Source organism: Shimia aestuarii (assembly GCF_022814865.1).
In the GTDB taxonomy this organism is placed as follows: Bacteria; Pseudomonadota; Alphaproteobacteria; order Rhodobacterales; family Rhodobacteraceae; genus Shimia; species Shimia aestuarii_A.
The window spans coordinates 93,913-115,228 of the sequence record NZ_JAKVRD010000011.1 but is presented as its reverse complement, the minus strand read 5'-3'; the positions used below and the strand labels follow the sequence as shown (position 1 = coordinate 115,228).

Annotated in this window: 19 protein-coding genes and 1 tRNA gene; 13 read left to right on the top strand and 7 right to left on the bottom strand. The window is 58.9% G+C overall.

Features of this window, described 5'->3' with window-relative positions; translation table 11 throughout:
- Positions 1-719, top strand: a 719-nt coding sequence (locus MK745_RS12510) for an OST-HTH/LOTUS domain-containing protein (RefSeq protein ID WP_243613639.1), incomplete at its 5' end; no start/stop codon positions are given.
- Between the two features lie 114 nt (positions 720-833).
- Here the strand turns inward: MK745_RS12510 and MK745_RS12505 are convergent.
- Positions 834-1,199: a hypothetical protein gene (locus tag MK745_RS12505; RefSeq protein ID WP_243613638.1), complete on the bottom strand. Its 366-nt coding sequence runs from the start codon at positions 1,197-1,199 to the stop codon at positions 834-836.
- Positions 1,200-1,409: 210 nt separating this feature from the next.
- Here MK745_RS12505 and MK745_RS12500 point away from each other — a divergent pair, with 210 nt between their 5' ends.
- From MK745_RS12500 to MK745_RS12490, 3 genes are all read left to right on the top strand, one after another.
- A complete protein-coding gene (locus tag MK745_RS12500; RefSeq protein ID WP_243613637.1) occupies positions 1,410-2,294 on the top strand; it encodes a hypothetical protein in 885 nt (294 codons plus the stop codon).
- A 242-nt stretch (positions 2,295-2,536) separates the two neighbouring features.
- Positions 2,537-2,743 (top strand): helix-turn-helix transcriptional regulator, encoded by a 207-nt coding sequence (locus MK745_RS12495; protein ID WP_243613636.1) that lies wholly within the window; start codon positions 2,537-2,539, stop codon positions 2,741-2,743.
- Complete coding sequence (locus MK745_RS12490) at positions 2,736-3,731, top strand: AAA family ATPase (protein WP_243613635.1); 996 nt, start codon at positions 2,736-2,738, stop codon at positions 3,729-3,731. Before MK745_RS12495 ends, MK745_RS12490 begins: the two co-directional genes overlap by 8 nt.
- A 112-nt stretch (positions 3,732-3,843) precedes the next feature.
- On the opposite strand, the gene MK745_RS12485 is transcribed toward MK745_RS12490, so the two are convergent.
- Positions 3,844-4,086, bottom strand: a complete 243-nt coding sequence (locus MK745_RS12485) for a helix-turn-helix domain-containing protein (RefSeq protein ID WP_243613634.1) — start codon at positions 4,084-4,086, stop codon at positions 3,844-3,846.
- Positions 4,087-4,173: 87 nt separating this feature from the next.
- Between MK745_RS12485 and MK745_RS12480 the strand changes: the two genes are divergently transcribed.
- Both MK745_RS12480 and MK745_RS12475 read left to right on the top strand, forming a co-directional pair.
- On the top strand, positions 4,174-4,506 hold the full coding sequence (locus tag MK745_RS12480; protein ID WP_243613633.1) for a hypothetical protein: 333 nt from the start codon (positions 4,174-4,176) through the stop codon (positions 4,504-4,506).
- Positions 4,507-4,524: 18 nt separating this feature from the next.
- Positions 4,525-5,091 carry a hypothetical protein gene (locus MK745_RS12475; RefSeq protein WP_243613632.1) on the top strand — a complete coding sequence of 189 codons (567 nt, stop codon included), beginning with the start codon at positions 4,525-4,527 and terminating at the stop codon, positions 5,089-5,091.
- Between the two features lie 8 nt (positions 5,092-5,099).
- Here the strand turns inward: MK745_RS12475 and MK745_RS12470 are convergent, their stop codons facing one another.
- Together MK745_RS12470 and MK745_RS12465 are read right to left on the bottom strand one after the other, a co-directional pair.
- Positions 5,100-5,393, bottom strand: a complete 294-nt coding sequence (locus MK745_RS12470) for a hypothetical protein (protein WP_243613631.1) — start codon at positions 5,391-5,393, stop codon at positions 5,100-5,102.
- Positions 5,394-6,129: 736 nt separating this feature from the next.
- Positions 6,130-6,216, bottom strand: a tRNA-Leu gene (locus MK745_RS12465).
- Positions 6,217-6,391: 175 nt separating this feature from the next.
- On the opposite strand from MK745_RS12465, the gene MK745_RS12460 reads away from it, so the two are divergent.
- Positions 6,392-7,372 carry a complex I NDUFA9 subunit family protein gene (locus tag MK745_RS12460; protein WP_243613630.1) on the top strand — a complete coding sequence of 327 codons (981 nt, stop codon included), beginning with the start codon at positions 6,392-6,394 and terminating at the stop codon, positions 7,370-7,372.
- A 47-nt stretch (positions 7,373-7,419) separates the two neighbouring features.
- On the opposite strand, the gene MK745_RS12455 is transcribed toward MK745_RS12460, so the two are convergent.
- Entirely contained in the window at positions 7,420-8,223 is an 804-nt protein-coding gene (locus tag MK745_RS12455; RefSeq protein ID WP_243613629.1) for an undecaprenyl-diphosphate phosphatase, read from the bottom strand.
- A gap of 220 nt (positions 8,224-8,443) precedes the next feature.
- Here MK745_RS12455 and MK745_RS12450 point away from each other — a divergent pair, with 220 nt between their 5' ends.
- From MK745_RS12450 to MK745_RS12425, 6 genes are all read left to right on the top strand, one after another.
- A complete protein-coding gene (locus tag MK745_RS12450; RefSeq protein WP_243613628.1) occupies positions 8,444-9,877 on the top strand; it encodes an NAD(P)-dependent oxidoreductase in 1,434 nt (477 codons plus the stop codon).
- Between the two features lie 121 nt (positions 9,878-9,998).
- On the top strand, positions 9,999-14,537 hold the full coding sequence (gene gltB, locus MK745_RS12445) for a glutamate synthase large subunit (RefSeq protein WP_243613627.1): 4,539 nt from the start codon (positions 9,999-10,001) through the stop codon (positions 14,535-14,537).
- 136 nt (positions 14,538-14,673) lie between these two features.
- On the top strand, positions 14,674-15,399 hold the full coding sequence (gene mtgA / locus MK745_RS12440) for a monofunctional biosynthetic peptidoglycan transglycosylase (RefSeq protein WP_243613626.1): 726 nt from the start codon (positions 14,674-14,676) through the stop codon (positions 15,397-15,399).
- Between the two features lie 73 nt (positions 15,400-15,472).
- Positions 15,473-16,138, top strand: coding sequence for an FtsZ-binding protein FzlA (fzlA, locus tag MK745_RS12435; RefSeq protein WP_243613625.1), 666 nt, complete (start codon positions 15,473-15,475; stop codon positions 16,136-16,138).
- A complete protein-coding gene (gene queG / locus MK745_RS12430) occupies positions 16,119-17,192 on the top strand; it encodes a tRNA epoxyqueuosine(34) reductase QueG (protein WP_243613624.1) in 1,074 nt (357 codons plus the stop codon). Before fzlA ends, queG begins: the two co-directional genes overlap by 20 nt.
- Before the next feature lie 47 nt (positions 17,193-17,239).
- Positions 17,240-19,246 (top strand): hydantoinase/oxoprolinase family protein, encoded by a 2,007-nt coding sequence (locus tag MK745_RS12425; protein WP_243613623.1) that lies wholly within the window; start codon positions 17,240-17,242, stop codon positions 19,244-19,246.
- On the opposite strand, the gene MK745_RS12420 is transcribed toward MK745_RS12425, so the two are convergent.
- Complete coding sequence (locus MK745_RS12420) at positions 19,243-20,787, bottom strand: cryptochrome/photolyase family protein (RefSeq protein ID WP_243613622.1); 1,545 nt, start codon at positions 20,785-20,787, stop codon at positions 19,243-19,245. The genes MK745_RS12425 and MK745_RS12420 overlap by 4 nt on opposite strands.
- A gap of 31 nt (positions 20,788-20,818) precedes the next feature.
- Positions 20,819-21,316 (bottom strand): peptide-methionine (S)-S-oxide reductase MsrA, encoded by a 498-nt coding sequence (gene msrA / locus MK745_RS12415; RefSeq protein WP_243613621.1) that lies wholly within the window; start codon positions 21,314-21,316, stop codon positions 20,819-20,821.

The window sequence follows — 21,316 nt, the reverse complement described above, 5'->3', positions numbered from 1 at the left end:
GCCCCGTCAGAACCTCAACCTGCCTTAACTTCGTGACAATCTCTTCCGGCTTCGGTCGCTTGTTGGCCATGTGTTTCCTCCGTTTTCCTAAACATAGCGGAGGACCACTTCAGTGGGGGAGGATCACTCCTGAGAAGGTCAATTCGTTCACCATGCAGATATCCCTTGGTTTGCCCGACACAGAGTTCACCCGGTTCGAGAGCGAACTGAGAGAGATGGTAGTTCTAAGGAACAAACTGGTTCATCACTTCATAGACCAGCACGACCTCTCGAGCTCGGATGGATGTCGTGGCGCGCAAGATGCATTGGTAACAGCATACAACCTTATCGACCAACAGTTCGCACAACTTCGGGAATGGGCAAAAGGTACGGAAAGTGCGCGGCAAGCGCTCTTAGAGTTCTTGCAGTCGGAAAGGGGCAAAGACCTATTTGTCAACGGGATTTCCGCCGATGGTACAGTAAATTGGGACGCCTCGGGCATAGTGAGCGCCCTGCGAGAAGCATTCGGTGCGTTGGCTGTCGATGGCTGGGCACCTGTAGCTGAGACTGGCAAATGGATCGTCAAACGGTACCCTGAGCAACTACCTGCCAAATATGGATGCCAAAGTTGGCGGCAGGTCGTGCATGAGACGCCCACATTGGACCTACGGTATTTTGAAATGCATGGGCAACGCACGGCCTACTTTCGGGTGAGGGAGAATTCCGCGAAGCCGCTTTAAGGTGCATAAAGTTGTTTTGACGTAGCGGGAAAGCTGCGCTTCATCGAATGGCTGCTTTTGAGAAGCTGCACCGCAGCGCAGGTCGCGAAGATGAGTGTCCGGTATGGGCCGCACTCAGACGTTTTCCAGCGGCAATTCGATGTCCGGAAACTTCGGGCGGATAGCATCTATTAACCTGTTGAACTGCTTCTTACCCAAAAACCTTCCGGTTGTCTCCGGGCCTCGAAACAGTTCGGCGTTTCCGAGGTGCATCTTTAACCCCACAAATCGATCTCGACCACCAACGCAGTGAGCGTGAGGGCTTGAAGGAAACGGGTCTGCATCGAACTTGTGCACCCGCCAAACCTCACCTTTGACCTTGTAGTCCTTTTCTACCAACCAACAGCCATCCAGATCGCACAGAGCCATCTGCGAGATCGAAACATCAACGTGATCATCAGTTTCTTCGACAAGCTCTACGCTGCCTCGCTCATCCAACATTAGCACCTCCTACTGAACCTGAAGAGCTGATAAGCTATCAAATATTCCCTGTCAGTGAAACATCACTCTTGGAACGAATGCCCGGAATGGGCCGTTCATGCCCTCCAGCAAAAGGGTACTAAGATCTCCAGCCTGTTGGTATAGCGATTTCTGAACGCATGATCTCTATAGGCAAGTGATTTACTAAAAGGCCCAAAAAGGAGGATCTAGGTGCTTTCTAAGCTGCTTACATTCTACGAGCACTACCCATCCCTCCTCTTCCAACTGAAGAATGTTGACCCCTCCTCGCTTTCCTCGAATCTCCTAGAGTCGTTGGAATTCCACGGGCAACGACAGTCGGAGATTCTTAGTGCCGCGCAGTTCTATATGCTCGATGAGGCGGCACAGAGCATGCTCTACAACCTCGCTGCCAAGATGGAGGAGGACGGGCTGGAGGATATGTTCAGCCATGTCAAACTCCCATTTCCAGCCATGTTGTTGACTGTACCGATCACTCCGGGACCGGAGGGAATGCGCCCGTTGGCGTTGATCACTCAAGACGAAGACACGCTTTACACACAAGTGTTCTTTGAAGGTATGGACGGTTTCGTTCCCAATCTATTGATCTTCAAGACACAGGGCACGAAAGCAGACGTTTTGCTTACACCCACATATGGGCTCACGCAGGAAACAGGGGAAAATATTGATCTCGAAGCTTTGATAGAACAAGAAAAGCCCACCTGCTTTCGTTTCCTCGGCATGGTTGTGGGCATGTCTGTCTTGTTCAAGCACAAAGCGATGCTCGAAACGGAAGAAGTGCCGTTGTACCCGCGAGCTGAGCGTCGCCGTGCGCAGAAAATGGGTAAACCGCTCCCAGACACAAGGGTGGTCAAGGTTTCGCTCGGAGAACTCGGCAAACGCCAAGCGGCGGCGATGCTGGAGACTAAAACAGACGATAACACCGAAAAAAGAATGCGCAGAGCTCATTGGGTGCAAGGTCATTTTATGCGGAATCGCGGAGGGGGTATCAGTTGGCGTAACCCGCACATACGCGGAGCTGGTCCAGTCATTGAGCAGGAACGGCATGTGTCAGCCGGAACAGAAGAGTTTGAATAGACCAGTAGTCTGAAACCTGCGTTTCCGCATTTGGCGGTTCACGACGATCTTCGGCGAACTACTTCTTAGCAAGGATCTCACTCCACCATCCCGAGTTGAGACGCCCTTGCTCCCGATCAGGCATTAATTCCCCAAAACTCGGCCTAATAGCGCCTTTAGCGCCCAGCCCTCCAAAACTCGATTGTGGTCATCGCAAGCCAACACGGCTCGCCTCAGATCACAGTCAACAATTGGAGGCTCTCATGGCCCACGAAAAGCTACTCACCATCCACGAAACTTCGCAGGCCCTCGGCGGCATCAGCCGCGCCAGCATCTATCGTCACATCAAATCCCTGCCCGGCTTTCCGCAGCCTGTGAAGATCGGCGGCTCGACCCGCTTCCGCATGTCTGATGTTCAGCGTTTCATCGGAGGCGCAACTTTTGGCGCGGAGGAGCAGATCAATGGCTAAGCTTCGCGACTTCGAATTCCTGAACACTCAACAAGTTCAAGAACTGCCTGATCTTGAGTGGCTAGTTGAAGGTATGTTGCCGGACACGAGCTTGGCGATCATCTTTGGTGCACCCGGCTGTGGAAAGACCTTCGTGGCGCTTTCAATGGCTATGAGCATTGCTTCGGGCCGAAGCTGGGTCGAAACGCAAACAATTCAGAAAGAGGTGTTGTACGTCGCTGCGGAAGGTGTGCGCGGCTTGAAGATGCGCATTGCAGCGGTGGAGCAACACTTTGGCCAGACTGTTGAGAAAATACGTTTCATGCCCGGCGCATTCGATATCCGCGACAAACGGCAAGTCACTGCTTTCATCAATGCTATTCGAAAGCATTCCCTTAACCCCGGCGTCATCATAATCGACACTCTCGCTCGGGTTACGGTTGGCGCAGATGAAAACAACGCAAAAGACATGGGGCTGGCCGTGGAAGCGCTCGACCGCTTGAAAACGGAGTTTGAAGCTACCGTCGTTGCGATCCATCACACCCGGAAAGGCGATGGTGTTGAACGAGGATCTGGGACTCTTCGCGGGGCAGCAGACTTGATGATCCGTTGTGAGGAAAGCGAGCACCTACAAGGCAAAGCTGTTCATCTTGAGTGCAGTAAGATCAAGGATGGAGAACCTTTCAAAGCACGGACAATCGCCCTAGAGAAAGTTCAGCTCTACAACGGCCAGTCCTCACTCGTACTTGGACCCATCGTTGAAGGCATAGCCACGGAGCCTGCAGACCACGGAACGAAGATTCTGAACCTGCTAGCCACCGAGTTCAGTCAAGATGGAGCGACAAATACAGACCTGAAGATGGCTTTCACTCGTGCTGGGTACGGGACAGAAAACCAATTCAACAAAGCTATGAAGAAGCTCCGAGACACTGGGAAAGTCCGCAAAGAGGGCGAAGGAAAAGGGGCGCGGTACTTCCCCATGTCCCCCGGATCGCCGACGCCCAAATGACCCCAAACCACCCATCGGATTGTTGGTGCCTTGGTTCCTTTCCTATAGGAAAGGAACGGGCACTAACACCACCCGGCCCCATTGAGCCATACCCAAAGGCTGCGCAATCGCCCTACCCTTGCGCAGCCTTCACATGGTCAATCATTGCATGAAGATCAAATCCGATGGCTTCCGCCAGCGCTACAACTTCAACAACATCAATTCGCCGCTGCCCGCTCTCAAGTCGAGCGATGAAGGACTGATGTTCGCCAATCTTTTCAGCAAGTTCAGACTGCGTCAGTCCTGCAGTGATACGGGCCTCGGTCAGGAAACGCACCAACTCGACCTGCCGCGCAGAACGCAAAGTTTTTTCCACTGGCTGCCCCATCTCGCCTTGACGGGGACACCAAGTACAGTTCAGCTTTCAGTATCTAAAAAGTAGATATTTTGAGGAATGTGTGCGATGTCTTTCTTCTATCCAGTTAAGGTCAATGCCGCTCTTGCGACAATGGGTTTCCATCCCAAGTTGGTTGACGGAGCTTGGCGCTCAGACATGCAACAGGCAGGGAAGAGAGCTGGTCTCACCGCGCAAGAAACAGCGTTCTGTATTGTCGGCGAATTCTTTCAAAACCGCCTTGATGTCCCCGATGCTGTCGAAAGGAGCCTTGCCATCTGGAAGCAAGATGGGAAGTTGAACATCAACGCTCGTCCCATCCAGGCAGCCCTGCAGCAGCTTGGTTACGCTACACCGGGCTTAAATCCGAGCACCACAGATCGCTTGGCAGCACAACTCTAGTCGTTTGGATTATCGCAATTGTTCTTCAATAAACGAAAAAACGCTGCTGCATTCATCTCGAACAAGATGCTTGATACATTCAGGCTTGGCTTCGCTACGTCAAGCTACCTCGACACATCAACCGGGCAAATAGCTTACCCCTATGGCTTCATGGCCGATGAATATGTCGTAGGCTATTCGACGGGTTTTACTTTCGCTTGGCTCGACATCAAATTCGAAGGCCACAAGATGTCTTATGCCCAGCGTGAGGAAGTCCTCCACAGGGTCTTCCATGCACTGGCACCGAACGACACACGCAGAATGTTAGAAATTGCGGGAACTGTGAACTCAAAGAGTGCAGCCACCCATGCCCAATTCTTCGAAGGATACGATGCGGCAAGCCTCTTTGTGGGATTGATGAATGGTGTGAGACTTAGAGCAGACTACACCAATCCAAAACTAGAAGCTGCCAAGAAGATCGCACCGACATTGCGACAAGCCGGGATTGCTCTTGGCGGCGCGGCTTCGGGCAGCAAAGACTCTGAAACGCTCGCTTCAGCACTTCTTCAAGTAACGCTAAGGGAGCACATACGCGAGCAATACTGAAATTCTCGTCAGTGTTCGTAAGTCGGCTTTGTCGAGTTGCCAGAGGCTTCCTGAACTTCCCTACTCTTGACCCTTTGCCGGGCTGTCTCCAACCGTTCGGCCAAGCCGCTCTTATCGTCAACTGTGGCTTTCGTCGAAGACAGTGCAGGCTTCTCGACGCGCAGAGCACGGGCAGCTGCTTGAAGCCTGATGACCAACGGAACGTTGGGGTCTTGATAGACCGCGCGTATGAACGCATGGGCATCCCCGTTGAACTCATTCTCAATTTCATTGTCCACGATGGCGGCGGATGCTTCCCGCATCGCCTCCTCCAACGCAAGTGTCTTGTTGTTCTTCCGCCCCGGCGGACGCCCCGGCCCCGGCTTGTAGTTTCCCTTGCGTTTCGACGTTGTTCGCTTCGGTTTCATTGTGCCAAACCTTTTATCCTTTTATGTGGTACAATATTACCTCAACTCATGCACGCAGTCGAAAGCTTTCTTCGATTTTTTTCTTGATTACAAAAAGGTATGGGCCTTTGCGAATTGGAAAAGTATGGTTGGAGAGCCATACCTGAAAACTGGCCTCAACTATTTTTGGGGTCATTCCCCGCGCGCGAGAGGGGGGCACTCGGCGAAAGGCCCCCCGGTGGCGGGGAGGTTGTGCGGCGAAAAAAGTTTCGCGGAATTCTGCGACATCAAGGCACCCATCGGAGCTATGAGCCATACCAATCAGAATTGGCCGTGTGGCGCGCCCAAATGCCGTTCCGCACCCATGCCACCCAAAACCAACGAATGCCCACCCACGCCCCCGGAGAACTGCGCAATGGCGGCATCGCGCGGCACATCATCGCGACCATTCCGCCAAATCGGTCAATCAACCGTGATCGGTTGGTTTTGGAAGGATACATACGTCACTGCGCGTATAGTCCGAAGCGCGATGAGCTTGGTTGTGATCATGAGTGATTGCACGCATCAGATCACTCACGGGGGATTATTTGGGGGATCGCATTTCTTCGCGCGCTGCAAGGGTGTTGTTTTTATTGCGAAAATTTGGAAAAATTGGTGCCCAGAAGAGGACTCGAACCTCCACGTCCATACGGACACTAGCACCTGAAGCTAGCGCGTCTACCAATTCCGCCATCTGGGCACGGGTTGGTGAGGCAGGCGTTTAGACCTGCTGCAAGGTACTGTCAACGGCGATTCTTTTGTTTCGAGCGATTTTTGGCCCCCTGTTTCTTGGGCTGAAACAGGGTTTGCGCCTTGCGTTTTGGGGGTCAAGAGGCGTATTTCTCTTGGCAGATTTCTGACCTCGGAGGGTTCCCATGCCGAAACTTGTGACCATCTATGGCGGTTCTGGCTTTGTCGGGCGGCACATCGCGCGGCGTATGGCGCAGGAAGGCTGGCTCGTGCGGGTGGCGGTGCGTCGTCCGAACGAGGCCATGTTCGTCAGACCCTATGGCGCGGTTGGGCAAGTGGAGCCGGTTCTTTGCAATATCCGTGATGATGCGTCCGTGGCCGCGGCGATGGCCGGGGCGGATGCGGTTGTGAACTGTGTCGGGGTGCTTGGCGAGCATCGCAAGAATACATTCGAAGCGGTGCAGGCCGAGGGCGCGGGCCGTGTGGCACGTCTCGCGGCGGAGGCCGGGATCGAGACGATGGTGCATGTGTCGGCGATTGGCGCAGATGCCGAATCCGACAGTGGCTATGCCCGCAGCAAGGCCGAGGGTGAGGCCAATGTTCTCGCGCATATGCCCAACGCGATGATTTTGCGCCCGTCGGTCCTGTTCGGGCCGGATGACAGTTTCTTCAATCGCTTTGCGTCGATGTCGCGGCTTGGTCCGATCCTGCCGCTCGTTGGGGCCGAGACGAAGTTTCAGCCGGTCTATGTCGATGACGTGGCCAAGGCGGCCGTGATGGGGATCAAGGGCGAGGCGACAGGCCTTTATGAGCTTGGCGGGCCGGATGTCGAAACGCTTCGGGATCTGATGAAAGAGATGCTCGAGGTGGTGCATCGTCGCCGTCTTATCCTCAACGTGCCGTTCTGGATTGCGCGCCTCATGGGGTTCGGGTTCGACATGGTGCAGGCGGTTCTCATGGGTCTCATCGAGAACAAGGTCCTGACCCGCGATCAGGTCAAGCTCCTGCGCAAGGACAATGTTGTGTCGCAAGGGGCCAAGGGCTTTGTTGATCTCGGGATTGCCCCGGTCAATATGGGCGCGATCCTGCCGGATTACCTTTGGCGCTTCCGCCCATCAGGGCAGTATGACGCGATCAAGGATTCGGCCCGGAACCTGCGCGCCTAAAGCACATACTCTCGAATGATTAAGGGGCGGATGCGAAAGTGTCCGCCCTATGTGTATGCGATGACGAGCAGCACCGCGCCGAGGATCACACGGTAGATCACGTAGGGCGTATAGCTCACCGATTTCAGAAGCCGCATCATGATGCCGAGGGCGAGCAGCGCGGCGACAAAGGCAAAAGCTGCGGCAATGGCGCCGTCGCGGGCGGTTGCCATGTCGGCATTGCCCGCGACCTCGATGCCGAGGAGCGTGCCGCTGGCGAGGATTGTCGGGATCGACATCAGCATGGCGATGCGGGCGGCCTCGCTTCGACCATAGCCGAGGTAGCGCGCGCCGGTGATTGTGATGCCGGATCGGGAGGTGCCGGGAACAAGGGCCACGGCCTGCCAAAGGCCGAGAGTGATAGCATCGCGCAGGGACCAATCTTCGGTTGTTTTTTCGGATGCGCCCGTCTGATCCATCCACCACAGCACAAGACCGAAGCCGAGCATCGTCCAGCCGATCACCGTTATAGACCGCATAGCATCGCTCAGGCCCGTGAGCTTGAGGATAAGACCCGCGATGACGACCGGGATCGTCGCGATGATGAGAAGGAAGGCGAGGCGGCTTCCGGGTGTGTCGATCTTCCCAGTAAGAAGGCGCGGCAGGCCCGCGAGAGCGATCCGCACATCAGCCCAGAAAAAGAGCACGACGGCGCCCAAAGTGCCGACGTGAACCGCGACATCTATGGCCTGCCCCTGGTCGTCGAGGCCGGTGAGATTCGGCAAGAGAATCAGGTGCCCTGAGGAGCTTACAGGGAGAAACTCTGTCACGCCTTGGATAATGGCGACCAGTAGGATGTGAAAAAAGCTCATGGTGGGTGAGTCCTTTCGCCGTTTAGCCTAGGGTATAAGCTATTGGAAATATTTAGAAAGTCCTAATTTATGTCCGAACCGGACATAAATGACGCCGGATTTCCGCCTATTGTTGCAGTGCAGCGACGATATTTCTTCATTTAGGTCAGCACATGTGACTTTATTCTTGTTTCGGCTTTATATAAAAGCGCGTGACCAAGATTATCAGGAGGCAGCTGTCGTGGCCAAGCAACCCATGCTGAAATTTGTGTCTGTTGAACGCACCATGCCGGAAAAGCGGGAGGCGGATGAGCGGGCAAAGGATTTCCACGAGATCTATGCGGAATACGCGGATGCGAAGGCGGCCGAACAGGCGAGCCGGTGCTCGCAATGTGGTGTGCCTTATTGCCAGTCGCATTGCCCTCTGCACAACAATATCCCGGATTGGCTTCGCATGACGGCAACGGGCCGTCTTGAAGAAGCCTACGCGATCAGCCAGGCGACCAACACCTTCCCGGAAATCTGTGGCCGTATCTGTCCGCAGGACCGTCTTTGCGAAGGCAACTGTGTGATCGAGCAATCGGGTCACGGCACGGTCACCATTGGTTCGGTCGAGAAATACATCACCGACACGGCATGGGAAAAAGGCTGGGTCAAGCCGATCTCCCCGGCGCAGGAGCGCCCCGAGAGCGTCGGGATCATCGGCGCGGGCCCCGGTGGTCTTGCGGCGGCGGACCGTCTGCGTCGCGCGGGCGTGCAGGTCACGGTCTATGACCGCTATGACCGTGCGGGCGGCCTTCTGACCTATGGTATTCCGGGCTTCAAGCTCGAGAAGGATATCGTCATGCGCCGCAATGCGCAGCTTGAAGAGGGCGGTGTCACCTTCAAGATGGACTGTAATGTGGGCGAGGACATCTCTTTCGATGAGATCCGCAAGGCACATGATGCAGTGATTATTGCGACGGGCGTCTACAAGACCCGCGATCTTAGCGGCCCCGGTTCGACCGCCAAGGGGATCGTGCGCGCGATTGATTACCTCACCTGTTCCAACCGTCTCAACTTTGGTGACACGGTCGCGGAATACGAGAGCGGCGAGCTTAATGCCGAGGGCAAAAAGGTTGTCGTCATCGGCGGCGGCGATACCGCGATGGACTGTGTGCGCACGGCGATCCGTCAAGGCGCGGAGAGCGTCAAATGCCTCTACCGTCGTGACCGCGCCAACATGCCCGGTTCGCAGCGCGAGACGCAGAACGCCGAGGAAGAGGGCGTCGTGTTCGAATGGCTTGCTGCGCCGAAGGGCTTTAGCGGCGATCCGGTCAACGGCGTGATGGTGCAGCGGATGCGCCTTGGTCTGCCGGATGCGACGGGCCGCCAATCGCCCGAGGTTATCGAGGGCGCGGATTACGTCGAAGAGGCCGATCTCGTCATCAAGGCGCTTGGTTTCGAGCCGGAAGACCTGCCGACCCTCTGGGATCAGCCGGAGCTTGAAGTGACCCGTTGGGGCACCGTCAAGGCCGAGTTCACCACAGGCGCGACCGCGATGGACGGGGTCTATGCCGTGGGCGACATCGTGCGCGGCGCGAGCCTTGTTGTTTGGGCGATCAAGGACGGGCGCGATTGCGCCGATGCGATCCTGGACCGCCTCAATGCGGGGGCCTCGGTGGCGGCAGAATAAGCGTTCTGTATCACGTCGGTATTACGTCGGTATTGCATCGGTGCGATTTAGAGAGCCGGAGAGACGGCCCCGCACCGAAGGTCAGCCAGCCTGACCAAAAGGATTGAGAAAGGGTTACACCATGACCAAGTATGATGAGAACTGGGTCCGCGAGGAAGAAGCCAAGCGCAAGTGGATGGCCGAGAACGGTCTCTATAGCGAAGAGGAAGAACATTCTTCCTGTGGCGTTGGCCTCGTCGTGTCGATTGATGGCAAACCGAGCCGCAAGGTTGTCGAGGCGGGGATCACCGCGCTCAAGGCGATCTGGCACCGGGGTGCGGTTGATGCGGATGGCAAGACCGGCGACGGCGCGGGCATCCACGTGCAGATCCCGGTTCCGTTCTTCTATGACCAGATTGAGCGCACCGGTCACAAGCCGCGCATGGACGAGCTTATTGCTGTTGGTCAGGTGTTCCTTCCGCGTACGGATTTTGGCGCACAGGAAGCCTGCCGGACCATCGTTGAGACCGAAGTCCTGCGTATGGGCTATCACATCTATGGCTGGCGCCACGTGCCGGTCGACACGACCTGCCTTGGTGAGAAGGCCAATGCGACGCGTCCCGAGATTGAGCAGATCCTGATCTCGAACGAGAAGGGTGTCGACGAAGAGACCTTTGAACGCGAGCTTTACGTGATCCGTCGTCGGATCGAGAAAGCGGCGCTGGCGGCGAATATCACCGGCCTCTACATTGCGTCTCTTTCCTGCCGGTCGATCATCTACAAGGGCATGATGCTCGCCGAACAGGTCGCGGTGTTCTACCCGGACCTCGAGGACGAGCGGTTCGAGTCAGCCTTTGCGCTTTATCACCAGCGCTATTCGACCAACACCTTCCCGCAGTGGTGGCTCGCCCAACCGTTCCGCATGTTGGCGCATAACGGCGAGATCAACACGCTCAAGGGTAACCTGAACTGGATGAAGAGCCATGAAATCCGCATGGCGAGCGCCTATTTCGGCGAGCTTGCGGATGACATCAAGCCGATCGTGCCGGGGGGTGCGTCGGATTCGGCCGCGCTTGACGGTGTGTTCGAGGTTTTCGTGCGCGCCGGACGGTCTGCGCCGATGGCCAAGACGATGCTTGTTCCGGAATCCTGGTCGCAGAGCGCGGTCGAACTGCCGGAGACGTGGCGCAACATGTATTCCTACTGCAACTCGGTCATGGAACCGTGGGACGGTCCGGCTGCGCTTGCGATGACGGACGGTCGCTGGGTCTGTGGCGGTCTTGATCGGAACGGCCTGCGCCCGATGCGCTATGTTGTGACGGGCGATGGCCTCCTGATCGCGGGCTCCGAGGTTGGCATGGTGCCGACCGATGAGGCGACGGTTGTGGAAAAAGGCGCGCTTGGTCCGGGGCAAATGATCGCCGTGGACATGAAAGAGGGCAAGCTGTTCCACGACAAGGAACTCAAGGACTGCCTTGCCAATGCGCGCCCCTATGACGAGTGGGTCGACAAGATCAAAGACCTTGAAGGCGACCTTGCCGACGTGCCGGAGAAGCCGATCTTCTCTGGGGCCGAACTGCGCAAGCGCCAGATCGCAGCGGGCTATACGATGGAAGAGCTCGAGCAGATCCTGTCGCCGATGGCAGAGGACGGGAAGGAATCGCTCGCTTCGATGGGTGATGACACCCCGAGCGCGGTTCTTTCGAAGAAATACCGCCCGCTGTCGCATTTCTTCCGCCAGAACTTTAGCCAGGTGACCAACCCGCCGATCGACAGCCTTCGCGAATACCGCGTGATGAGCCTCAAGACGCGGTTCGGCAACCTCAAGAACGTGCTCGACGAGGACGGCTCGCAGACGGAGATCGTCATGCTTGAGAGCCCGTTTGTCGGCAACGCGCAGTTCGACAAGCTTCTTGCGGCGTTTGACGACACGGTTGTACGGATCGACTGTACCTTTGGGGCGGGCGAGGGCGCGGGTGCGCTTCAGGCCGGACTCAAGCGGATCCGGGCCGAGGCCGAGGACGCGGTGCGCTCCGGTGCGGGCCACATCATCCTCAGCGACGAGAAGCAAGGCGAGAGCCGTGTGGCGATGCCGATGATCCTTGCCACCAGTGCAGTGCATAGCCACCTGACGCGCAAGGGGCTTCGGACCTTCTGTTCGCTCAACGTGCGGTCGGCGGAATGTATCGACCCGCATTACTTTGCCGTGCTGATCGGCGCGGGTGCGACGGTCGTGAACCCCTATCTTGCCGAGGACAGCCTTGCCGACCGTATCGAGCGCGGGCTTCTTGAGATGGACCTGACCACCGCCGTTGCGAAATATCGTGAGGCGATTGACCAGGGTCTCCTCAAGATCATGGCGAAGATGGGTATCTCGGTGATCTCGTCCTATCGCGGCGGTCTCAACTTTGAGGCCGTGGGCCTTAGCCGTGCGATGTGTGCGGAATTCTTCCCCGGCATGACGAGCCGTATCTCCGGGATCGGGGTGAGCGGTATTCAGCGGAAGGTCGAGGAAATCCACGCGCAGGGCTTTGTCTCGGGGCAGGATGTGCTTCCGATTGGCGGCTTCTACAAGGCGCGGAAATCGGGCGAGACCCATGCTTGGGGCGCGCAGACGATGCACCTCATGCAGGCGGCCTGTAACAAGGCATCCTACGAGCTCTGGAAACAGTATTCGGGTGCGATGCGGAGCAACCCGCCGATCCACCTGCGCGATCTTCTCGACATCAAGCCCATCGGCAAGCCGATCCCACTTGAAGAGGTCGAATCGATCACCGCGATCCGCAAGCGGTTCGTGACGCCGGGCATGTCGCTTGGGGCGCTCAGCCCGGAAGCGCATAAGACGCTCAACGTCGCGATGAACCGGATCGGGGCTAAGTCCGACTCGGGTGAGGGCGGGGAAGATCCGGCGCATTTCGTACCGGAGCCGAATGGCGACAACCCGTCGGCCAAGATCAAGCAGGTTGCGTCGGGGCGTTTCGGTGTTACCGCCGAATACCTCAACCAGTGTGAAGAGCTTGAGATCAAGGTTGCGCAGGGCGCCAAGCCCGGCGAGGGCGGTCAGCTTCCGGGGATGAAGGTCACCGACCTGATCGCGCGTCTGCGGCATTCGACGAAGGGCGTCACGCTCATCTCGCCGCCGCCGCACCACGATATCTACTCGATCGAAGACCTTGCGCAGCTGATCTATGACCTCAAGCAGATCAACCCGCGCTGTAAGGTGACGGTCAAGCTCGTCGCGTCGTCGGGTGTCGGCACGATTGCCGCCGGTGTGGCCAAGGCCAAGGCGGACGTGATCCTCATCTCGGGCCACAATGGCGGCACGGGTGCATCGCCGGCGACCTCGATCAAATATGCGGGTCTGCCGTGGGAGATGGGCCTTACCGAGGCGCATCAGGTTCTCGCAATGAACAACCTGCGCAGCCGTGTCACGCTTCGGACCGATGGCGGTCTGCGCACGGGTCGCGACATCGTCATGGCGGCGATGATGGGGGCCGAGGAATATGGCATCGGCACCGCCGCGTTGATCGCGATGGGCTGTATCATGGTGCGTCAGTGCCAGTCGAACACCTGCCCGGTGGGCGTCTGTACGCAGGATCCGGAGCTTCGTGCGAAATATACCGGCAATGCCGATAAGGTCGTGAACCTCATCACCTTCTACGCGCAGGAAGTGCGCGAGATCCTCGCGTCGATCGGCGCGCGGACTTTGGATGAGGTGATCGGGCGCGCGGACCTTCTCGCGCAGGTGAGCCGGGGTGCCGCGCATCTCGATGATCTCGACCTGAACCCGCTCCTGATCACGGTCGATGGTGCGAAAGATATCGTCTATGACCGCAACAAAGAGCGTAACGCCGTGCCGGATACGCTCGATGCGGAGATCGTGCGCGATGCGCATCGCTTCCTCGAGGATGGCGAGAAGATGCAGCTTTCCTATGCGGTGCAGAACACGCACCGGACCGTGGGCACGCGCACCTCGAGCCATATCGTGCGCAACTTCGGTATGCGCAACGCGCTTCAGGACGATCACCTTACCGTCAAGCTTACCGGCTCTGCGGGTCAGTCGCTTGGTGCCTTTGCTGCGCCGGGCCTCAAGATCGAGGTTTCGGGCGATGCCAACGACTATGTCGGCAAGGGCCTTTCGGGCGGCACGGTTGTCGTGCGCCCGCCGCAGGTCAGCCCGCTCACGGCGTCGGACAACACGATTATCGGCAACACGGTGCTTTATGGCGCGACCGATGGGCATCTCTTTGCCGCGGGCCGCGCGGGCGAGCGTTTCGCCGTCCGTAACTCGGGCGCGAAGGTTGTGGTCGAGGGCTGTGGCTCGAACGGGTGTGAATACATGACAGGCGGCGTCGCCGTGATCCTTGGCGAGATTGGTGCGAACTTTGGCGCCGGCATGACCGGCGGCATGGCCTATCTTCATGATCCGGACGGCAAGGCGGAGAACGTCATGAACCTCGAGACGCTCGTCATCGGCCCGGTTGCAGTTCAGCATTGGGAAGACCAGCTCAAGGGCCTTATCGAACGCCATGTGCGCGAGACCGGAAGCCGCAAGGCCGCCGATATTCTTCAGCACTGGGACATCGAGAAGGCGAACTTCCTTCAGGTTTGCCCGAAAGAGATGCTGGCGCATCTGCCCGCACCGCTTACGCAAGAGCCAGAAGCGATGCCCGCAGAGTAGTCGCGGCACAGATCATCAGGATTGGCCCCGTCGAGAGCATCGGCGGGGCCTTTTCTTTGGTGGGGGCGACATGGTGCCGGTTGCCTCGGCGCGCTGGGGGCCTTATTCCCGAGAGTATTTTGAGCAGCAGGGTTTCATGGCCAAGTCGAAGACCAAGAAAGCAAAGCGAATTGGCATTGGGGCACGTCTTTGGGGTCGCGTGCGCAGGCCGTTGCGACAGATCGCTCTCTGGAGCGTGTCGATCCTGATTCTCTCGGTGCTTGTCTTCCGGATCATCAATCCGCCAACCACTATCACGATCCTGAGCGAGAAGGCCCGCCTTGGCGAGGTGGATCGCGAATGGGTCGCGATCGAGGAAGTGGCCCCGGTTCTCTTGCGGTCGGTCGTAGCCGCGGAAGACGCGAACTTCTGCCTGCATTGGGGATTCGACGTGCAGGCGATCAAGGCCGCGCTCGCCGAAGGTTCGGGGCGCGGGGCCTCGACCCTTAGCCAGCAGACGGTCAAGAACGTCTATCTCTGGCAAGGGCGGAGTTGGTTGCGTAAGGCGCTTGAGGCGCTGATCACACCCTTGGTCGAAATTGCATGGACCAAGAAGCGCATCCTAGAGGTCTATGTGAACGTGGCAGAGTTTGATGAGGGCGTGTTCGGGATCGAGGCGGCGGCACGGCATCACTTTGGGGTTGGACCGGATGCCTTGACCCCGGTGCAGGCGGCGCGGCTCGCGGCGGTGCTGCCCTCGCCCAAGCGGTATTCCGCTGTCCGGCCGGGCAATGGTCTTCGGGCGCGGTCGGCGCAGATTCTCGATGGTGCAGAGACGATCCGCGTTGATGGCCGCGCAGATTGTTTCGCGGGCGGAGCCTAGGTTTTCGAGGATTGAAAACCGGACCCTGAACGGGCATTGAGGGAGGACCGTCCCAAAGCCTAGTGAAGTTTCGATGAATCGCCTGTTCCATTTCCCACTCTCACCGTTCTGCCGCAAAGTCCGCCTCACGCTGGCGGAGAAACGCATTGAGGTTGAACTTGTCGATGAACGGTATTGGGAACAGGATGCCGATTTCCTGCGCCGCAACCCGGCGGCAAAAGTCCCGGTTCTCAAGATCGACGGCAAGATGATGGCCGAGAGTATGGCGATCTGTGAGTATCTCGACGAGAAATACCCCGAGACGCCGCTCATGCCGAAAGATGTGGATGCACGCTATGAAGTGCGCCGCCTCGTGGCGTGGTTTGATGACAAGTTCCACCACGAGGTGACGTCGAAGCTCCTTTACGAGCGGGTCAACAAGAAGGTGATGGGCCTCGGCTATCCCGATAGCAAAAACGTCAAGGCGGGCGCGCAGAAGATCAAGTACCACCTCGATTACATGGCCTGGCTTCTCGATCATCGCCGCTGGCTTGCCGGGGATGCGATGAGCCTCGCGGATTTCGCCGCGGCCGCGCATCTGTCGTCGCTCGACTATATCTCGGACGTGGATTGGAACCGGTCGGCGGCGGTCAAGGATTGGTACGCCAAGATCAAGTCACGGCCTGCCTTCCGGTCGATCCTTGCCGACCAGATTCCGGGCTTCCCGCCGCCTGCGCACTATGCCGATCTCGACTTCTAATGACGATCTCAAGGCGCGGCTTGTGGCCGAAGCCAAAGAGATCGGGTTCGATCTCTGCCGGATTTGCCGCCCCGACGCCGTGCCGCATGTGCCGGAAGGGTTGGCCGGGTTTCTGGGCAAAGGGTATCAGGGGCAGATGGGTTGGCTTGCCGACCGGGCGCATTGGCGGGGCGATCCGTCCGCGCTCTGGCCCGAGGCGCGGTCGGTCATCGTTCTTGGCGAAAGCTACACGCCCGCGCATGATCCCACGGCGGTGCATGGAGAGGCGGATCGCGGGGCGATCTCGGTTTATGCGCAGAACAAGGATTACCACGACCTCGTCAAAAAGCGGCTGAAGCGGCTTGCCCGATGGCTCATTGCCGAGACGGGGGATGCGACGCAGGTCAAGGTTTTTGTCGATACCGCGCCAGTGCCGGAAAAGCCCTTGGGACAGGCGGCGGGCTTAGGTTGGCAGGGGAAACATACCAACCTCGTGAGCCGCGATCTTGGGTCGTGGTTCTTTATCGGGTCGGTGTTCACGACGATAGAATTAGACCCTGATCCGGCGGAAATCGACCATTGTGGGTCTTGTCGTGCCTGTCTTGATGCCTGTCCGACCAACGCCTTTCCAGCGCCGAACAAGATCGATGCGCGGCGCTGTATCTCTTACCTGACTATCGAACATCACGGACCGGTGGATCATGAATTCCGACCGCTGCTCGGGAATCGGATCTATGGTTGCGACGATTGTCTTGCGGCCTGTCCGTGGAACAAGTTCGCCGTCGAGGCACGCGAATTGCGATATCATGCGCGCGAGGATCTTGTCGCGCCGAAGCTCAGTGAGTTGGCGGCGCTTGATGATCCGGCGTTTCGGGCGAAGTTCTCGGGCAGTCCGATCAAGCGGATTGGGCGGAACAGGTTCGTGCGCAATGTGCTCTATGCCATCGGAAATAGCGGCGATCCGGCGTTTCTTACCCAAGTGCGCGGATTGAAGAGCGACCCGGACGAGACGGTGGCCGATGCCGCGACTTGGGCGGAAGAGCGGCTTGCAAAGGTCGCAAACAGGCAGGATTAGAGCCTGATTTCAGGGCAGAACAAGCGCGCGAACAAGGGGACGATGCGATGACGGTAGCACTCGGCGTTGATACGGGCGGCACCTACACGGATGCGGTGTTGATCCGGGACGAGCGCGAGGTACTGGCCTCGGCCAAGGCGCTCACGACGCGCCACGACCTTGCCGAGGGGATCGGCAACGCGGTGGCGGCGGTTCTTGCAGAGGCCGGGATCGCGCCGGAGGAGATTTCCCTCGCCTCGCTTTCGACGACGCTTGCCACCAACGCTCTTGTCGAGGGACAGGGCGGGCGTGTGGCGTTGATCCTCATTGGTTTTGCAGAGAGTGACCTTGAGAAGCATGGTGTTCTCGACGCCTTGGCCGGTGATCCTGTGCTCATTCTTCAGGGCGGGCATAATTACGCGGGCGACCAGAAGGCACCGTTGGATGAGGAGAGCCTCGCAGCATGGCTTGCCGAACATGGTCAGGACGTATCGGGCTATGCGGTTGCGGCGCAGTTTGCGACGCGCAACCCGGCGCATGAGCAACGCGCCGCAGCGATGGTGCGCGAGATCACCAAGCGCCCCGTGAGCGCCTCGCATCACCTGTCTTCGAAACTCAACGGGCCGAAGCGGGCGCTTACGGCAGTGCTCAATGCCCGCCTGATCGGGATGATTGACCGGCTCATTTCGCGGGCCGAGGCGCGGCTGGGCGAACTTGGCGTGACCGCGCCCTTGATGGTGGTGCGGGGCGATGGGGCGCTTATCTCGGCGGAGTTCGCCCGGCGGCGTCCGATCGAAACGATCCTGAGCGGGCCGGCGGCGTCGATTGTCGGGGCACGGTGGATGACGGGAGCAGTCGATGCGCTTGTGTCGGATATTGGCGGCACGACCACGGATATTGCCGTGCTGCGCGACGGGCGGCCCGCGATTGACCCAGACGGTGCACGAGTCGGTCCTTATCGCACGATGGTCGAGGCCGTGGCGATGCGGACCTTTGGGCTTGGCGGCGATAGCGAGGTACATTTCATCGGAGAGGGGCTCAAGGGGGGTGTGACGCTTGGGCCAAGGCGTCTTATGCCGGTGTCCCTTGTCGCGATGGAGGCGCCGGAGATCGTGCATCGCGCGCTGGACGCGCAACTTCGCCAGAGCGCGCCGGGGGAATATGACGGGCGGTTCGTGCGTGCCGTGCCGGGGATTGAGGCCGGGGGTCTCTCGCCGAAAGAGGCGGCGCTCCTTGAACGGATTGGCGCGGGTGTGAGGCCGGTGGGCGAGATCATTCGCACACGGATGGAGCAGAAGCCCCTGCGCCGCCTTGTCGAGCGCGGATTGGTGCAGATCGCGGGTGTCACGCCGTCGGACGCGAGCCATGTCCTCGGCACGGTTGCAGCGTGGGACAAGGAGGCGGCGCAAAAGGCGCTCATGCTCTTTGGGCGGCGGCGCACGGGGTCGGGTAACCGGCTCGCGCCGGAGGCGGAAGACATGGCACGGATCATCGTGGATCAGTTGACGGAACAGACCGTTCTGGCCTTGCTAGAGACTGCTTTTGCCGAGGAGGGGGAGGCGTTCGACCTGCCGCCAGAGGTGCTTGCGCGGCATGTGTTGATGCGGCGCGGGCTTGAGGGACACAAGGGGTTGGTGCGGATCGAGGCCGGGCTGAACCAGCCGGTGATCGGCCTTGGTGCCTCGGCGGGGAGCTATTACCCAGCGGTTGGTGCGCGGCTTGGCTGTGCGATGGAATTGCCGCGCCATGCGGGGGTTGCGAACGCGATTGGCGCGGTCGTGGGGCGGGTGACGATCCGGCAAAGCGGCGAAGTCAGCGCGCCGGCCGAAGGGCGGTTCCGCGTGCATCTCGAGGCGGGGCCAGAAGATTTCTCAGAGTCTGAAAAGGCTCTAACTCGCCTTGAAACGCATCTTTCCGAGCTGGCCCGGCAAGAGGCCGAGGCAGCGGGAGCGGAAGGTATTCGCATCACCGTCACGCGCGATATCAAGACCGCCGAAACCGAAGGGCGCGAAGTATTCATTCAGGCGATTATCTCGGTCGAGGCGTCGGGCCGACCCCGGATTACCGAAGGTTAAACCGGGTCGCCCCGGTCGATGGCGCTCAGGAAGCGGGCGGCATCTTCGCGGTTGGCCTCGTGTTTCTCGTCGCTCATGCGCGATAGCGTTCGGTAAGGCAGAGCAAGGCGCGGGTTTTGGCCGAGGGTTCCGGCGTTGCGATCAAGGAAATCCCAGTAGAGATAGTTGAACGGACAGGCATCTGGGCCGTTCTTTTTCGTCGGGCTATAGCGGCAGGATTTGCAGTAGTCCGACATGCGATTGATATAGGCGCCGCTTGCGGCATAGGGCTTGGACGCGAGAAGCCCGCCATCGGCAAAGAGTACCATGCCCGTGACGTTCGGCATCTCGACCCATTCATAGGCATCGGCATAGACGATCAGATACCATTCGTTGACCTCTTCCGGCGACAGGCCCGCAAGGAGGGCGAAGTTGCCAAGTACCATGAGGCGTTGGATATGGTGGGCATAGGCCCATTTTCGGGTGTCTCCGACGCATTGCGCGAGGCAGTTCATCTGCGTCGGTGCGCCCCAGTAGAGCGGCGGCAGGGGGCGGTCGGCGTTGAGGGCATTCTCCGCGGCGTAGTCTGGCATCTCAAGCCAATAGATCCCGCGTACGAATTCGCGCCAGCCGAGGATTTGGCGGATGAAACCCTCGACCGCATTCAGGGGGGCGTGGCCTTCGTGATAGGCGCGTTCGGCGGCGCGGATGCATTCGATGGGCAGAAGCAGCCCACAGTTCAGGTAGAAGCCGAGATGGCTATGATACATCCACGGCTCGCCGGTGAGCATCGCATCCTGGTAGTCGCCAAACCGGGGAAGACGGTGGGCGATGAAATGATCGAGCATCTTGCAGGCATCTGCGCGGGTCACGGCGAAATGAAACGGGCGTAGGTCGCCGAAGTGGTCCGGGAAGGCCTTGTCGACAAGGGAGAGGACGGCCTCTGTCATCTCGTCCGGCGCGATCTGGTAGGGGTTGGGAATATTGAGCCCGTCCTTGGGCGGTTTGCGGTTCTCCGCGTCGTAGTTCCATTGCCCGCCGACAGGGTTCGTGCCGTCCATCAGAACGCCATGGCGCTTGCGCATCTCGCGATAGAAATACTCCATTCGCAGTTGCTTGCGCCCTTGGGCCCAGACGCGGAACGTCTCGTGGTCGCAGAGAAAGCGCGGATCTGGGAGGATATCGACGGCGAGCTTCAGCCGTTCAGACCATGTCTCGAACTCTGACGAAAGACGGTATTCGCCTGGTTCAGTGACACATACCGCGTCGAAATCCCCCTTGGAGAGTGTCTCGGCCACGGCGTCAAAGAGCGAGGCCACGGGCGCGGCGGGGTCATAGGCGATATAGGTCACGGTCCAGCCGAGGCTGCGCAATTCTTCGGCGAAATGGCGCATGGCAGAAAAGACCAGCGCGACCTTCTTCTTGTGGTGTTTGACATAAGTCGCCTCGCCAAGAACCTCGGCCATGAGGATCACATCGCGGGCGGGATCGCCCCCGGAAAGAACCGGGAGCGTGTGGGTGAGCTGATCCCCGAGGATCAGGCGCAGGGTTGATTTGCTCATGCCCGTGATACGCACGGGGAAGGGCGTTGGATCAACCGCGCTTGGGCAGAACCCAGTCGGGGCGCGGGAAATGGCAGGTATAGCCGTTGGGGTGTTTCTCGAGGTAGTCCTGATGTTCTTCTTCGGCCTGCCAGAAATCGCCGACCGGCGCGACCTCGGTCACGACCTTGCCGGGCCAGAGACCGGAAGCTTCGACATCGGCGATGGTGTCGAGGGCCACGGCCTTCTGATCTTCGTTCACGTAGTAGATCGCCGAGCGGTAGGACATGCCGAGGTCATTGCCCTGACGGTTCTCTGTCGTGGGGTCGTGGATCTGAAAGAAGAACTCGAGGATCTCGCGATAGCTGATCTTGGCGGGATCAAAGAGGATCTCGATGCCTTCCGCATGGGTGCCGTGGTTGCGATAGGTCGCGTTGGGAACATCGCCGCCGGTATAGCCGACCCGGGTTCCCACGACGCCATTCATCTTGCGGATGAGGTCTTGCATCCCCCAGAAACAGCCCCCGGCGAGTACAGCGCGTTCAGTCAT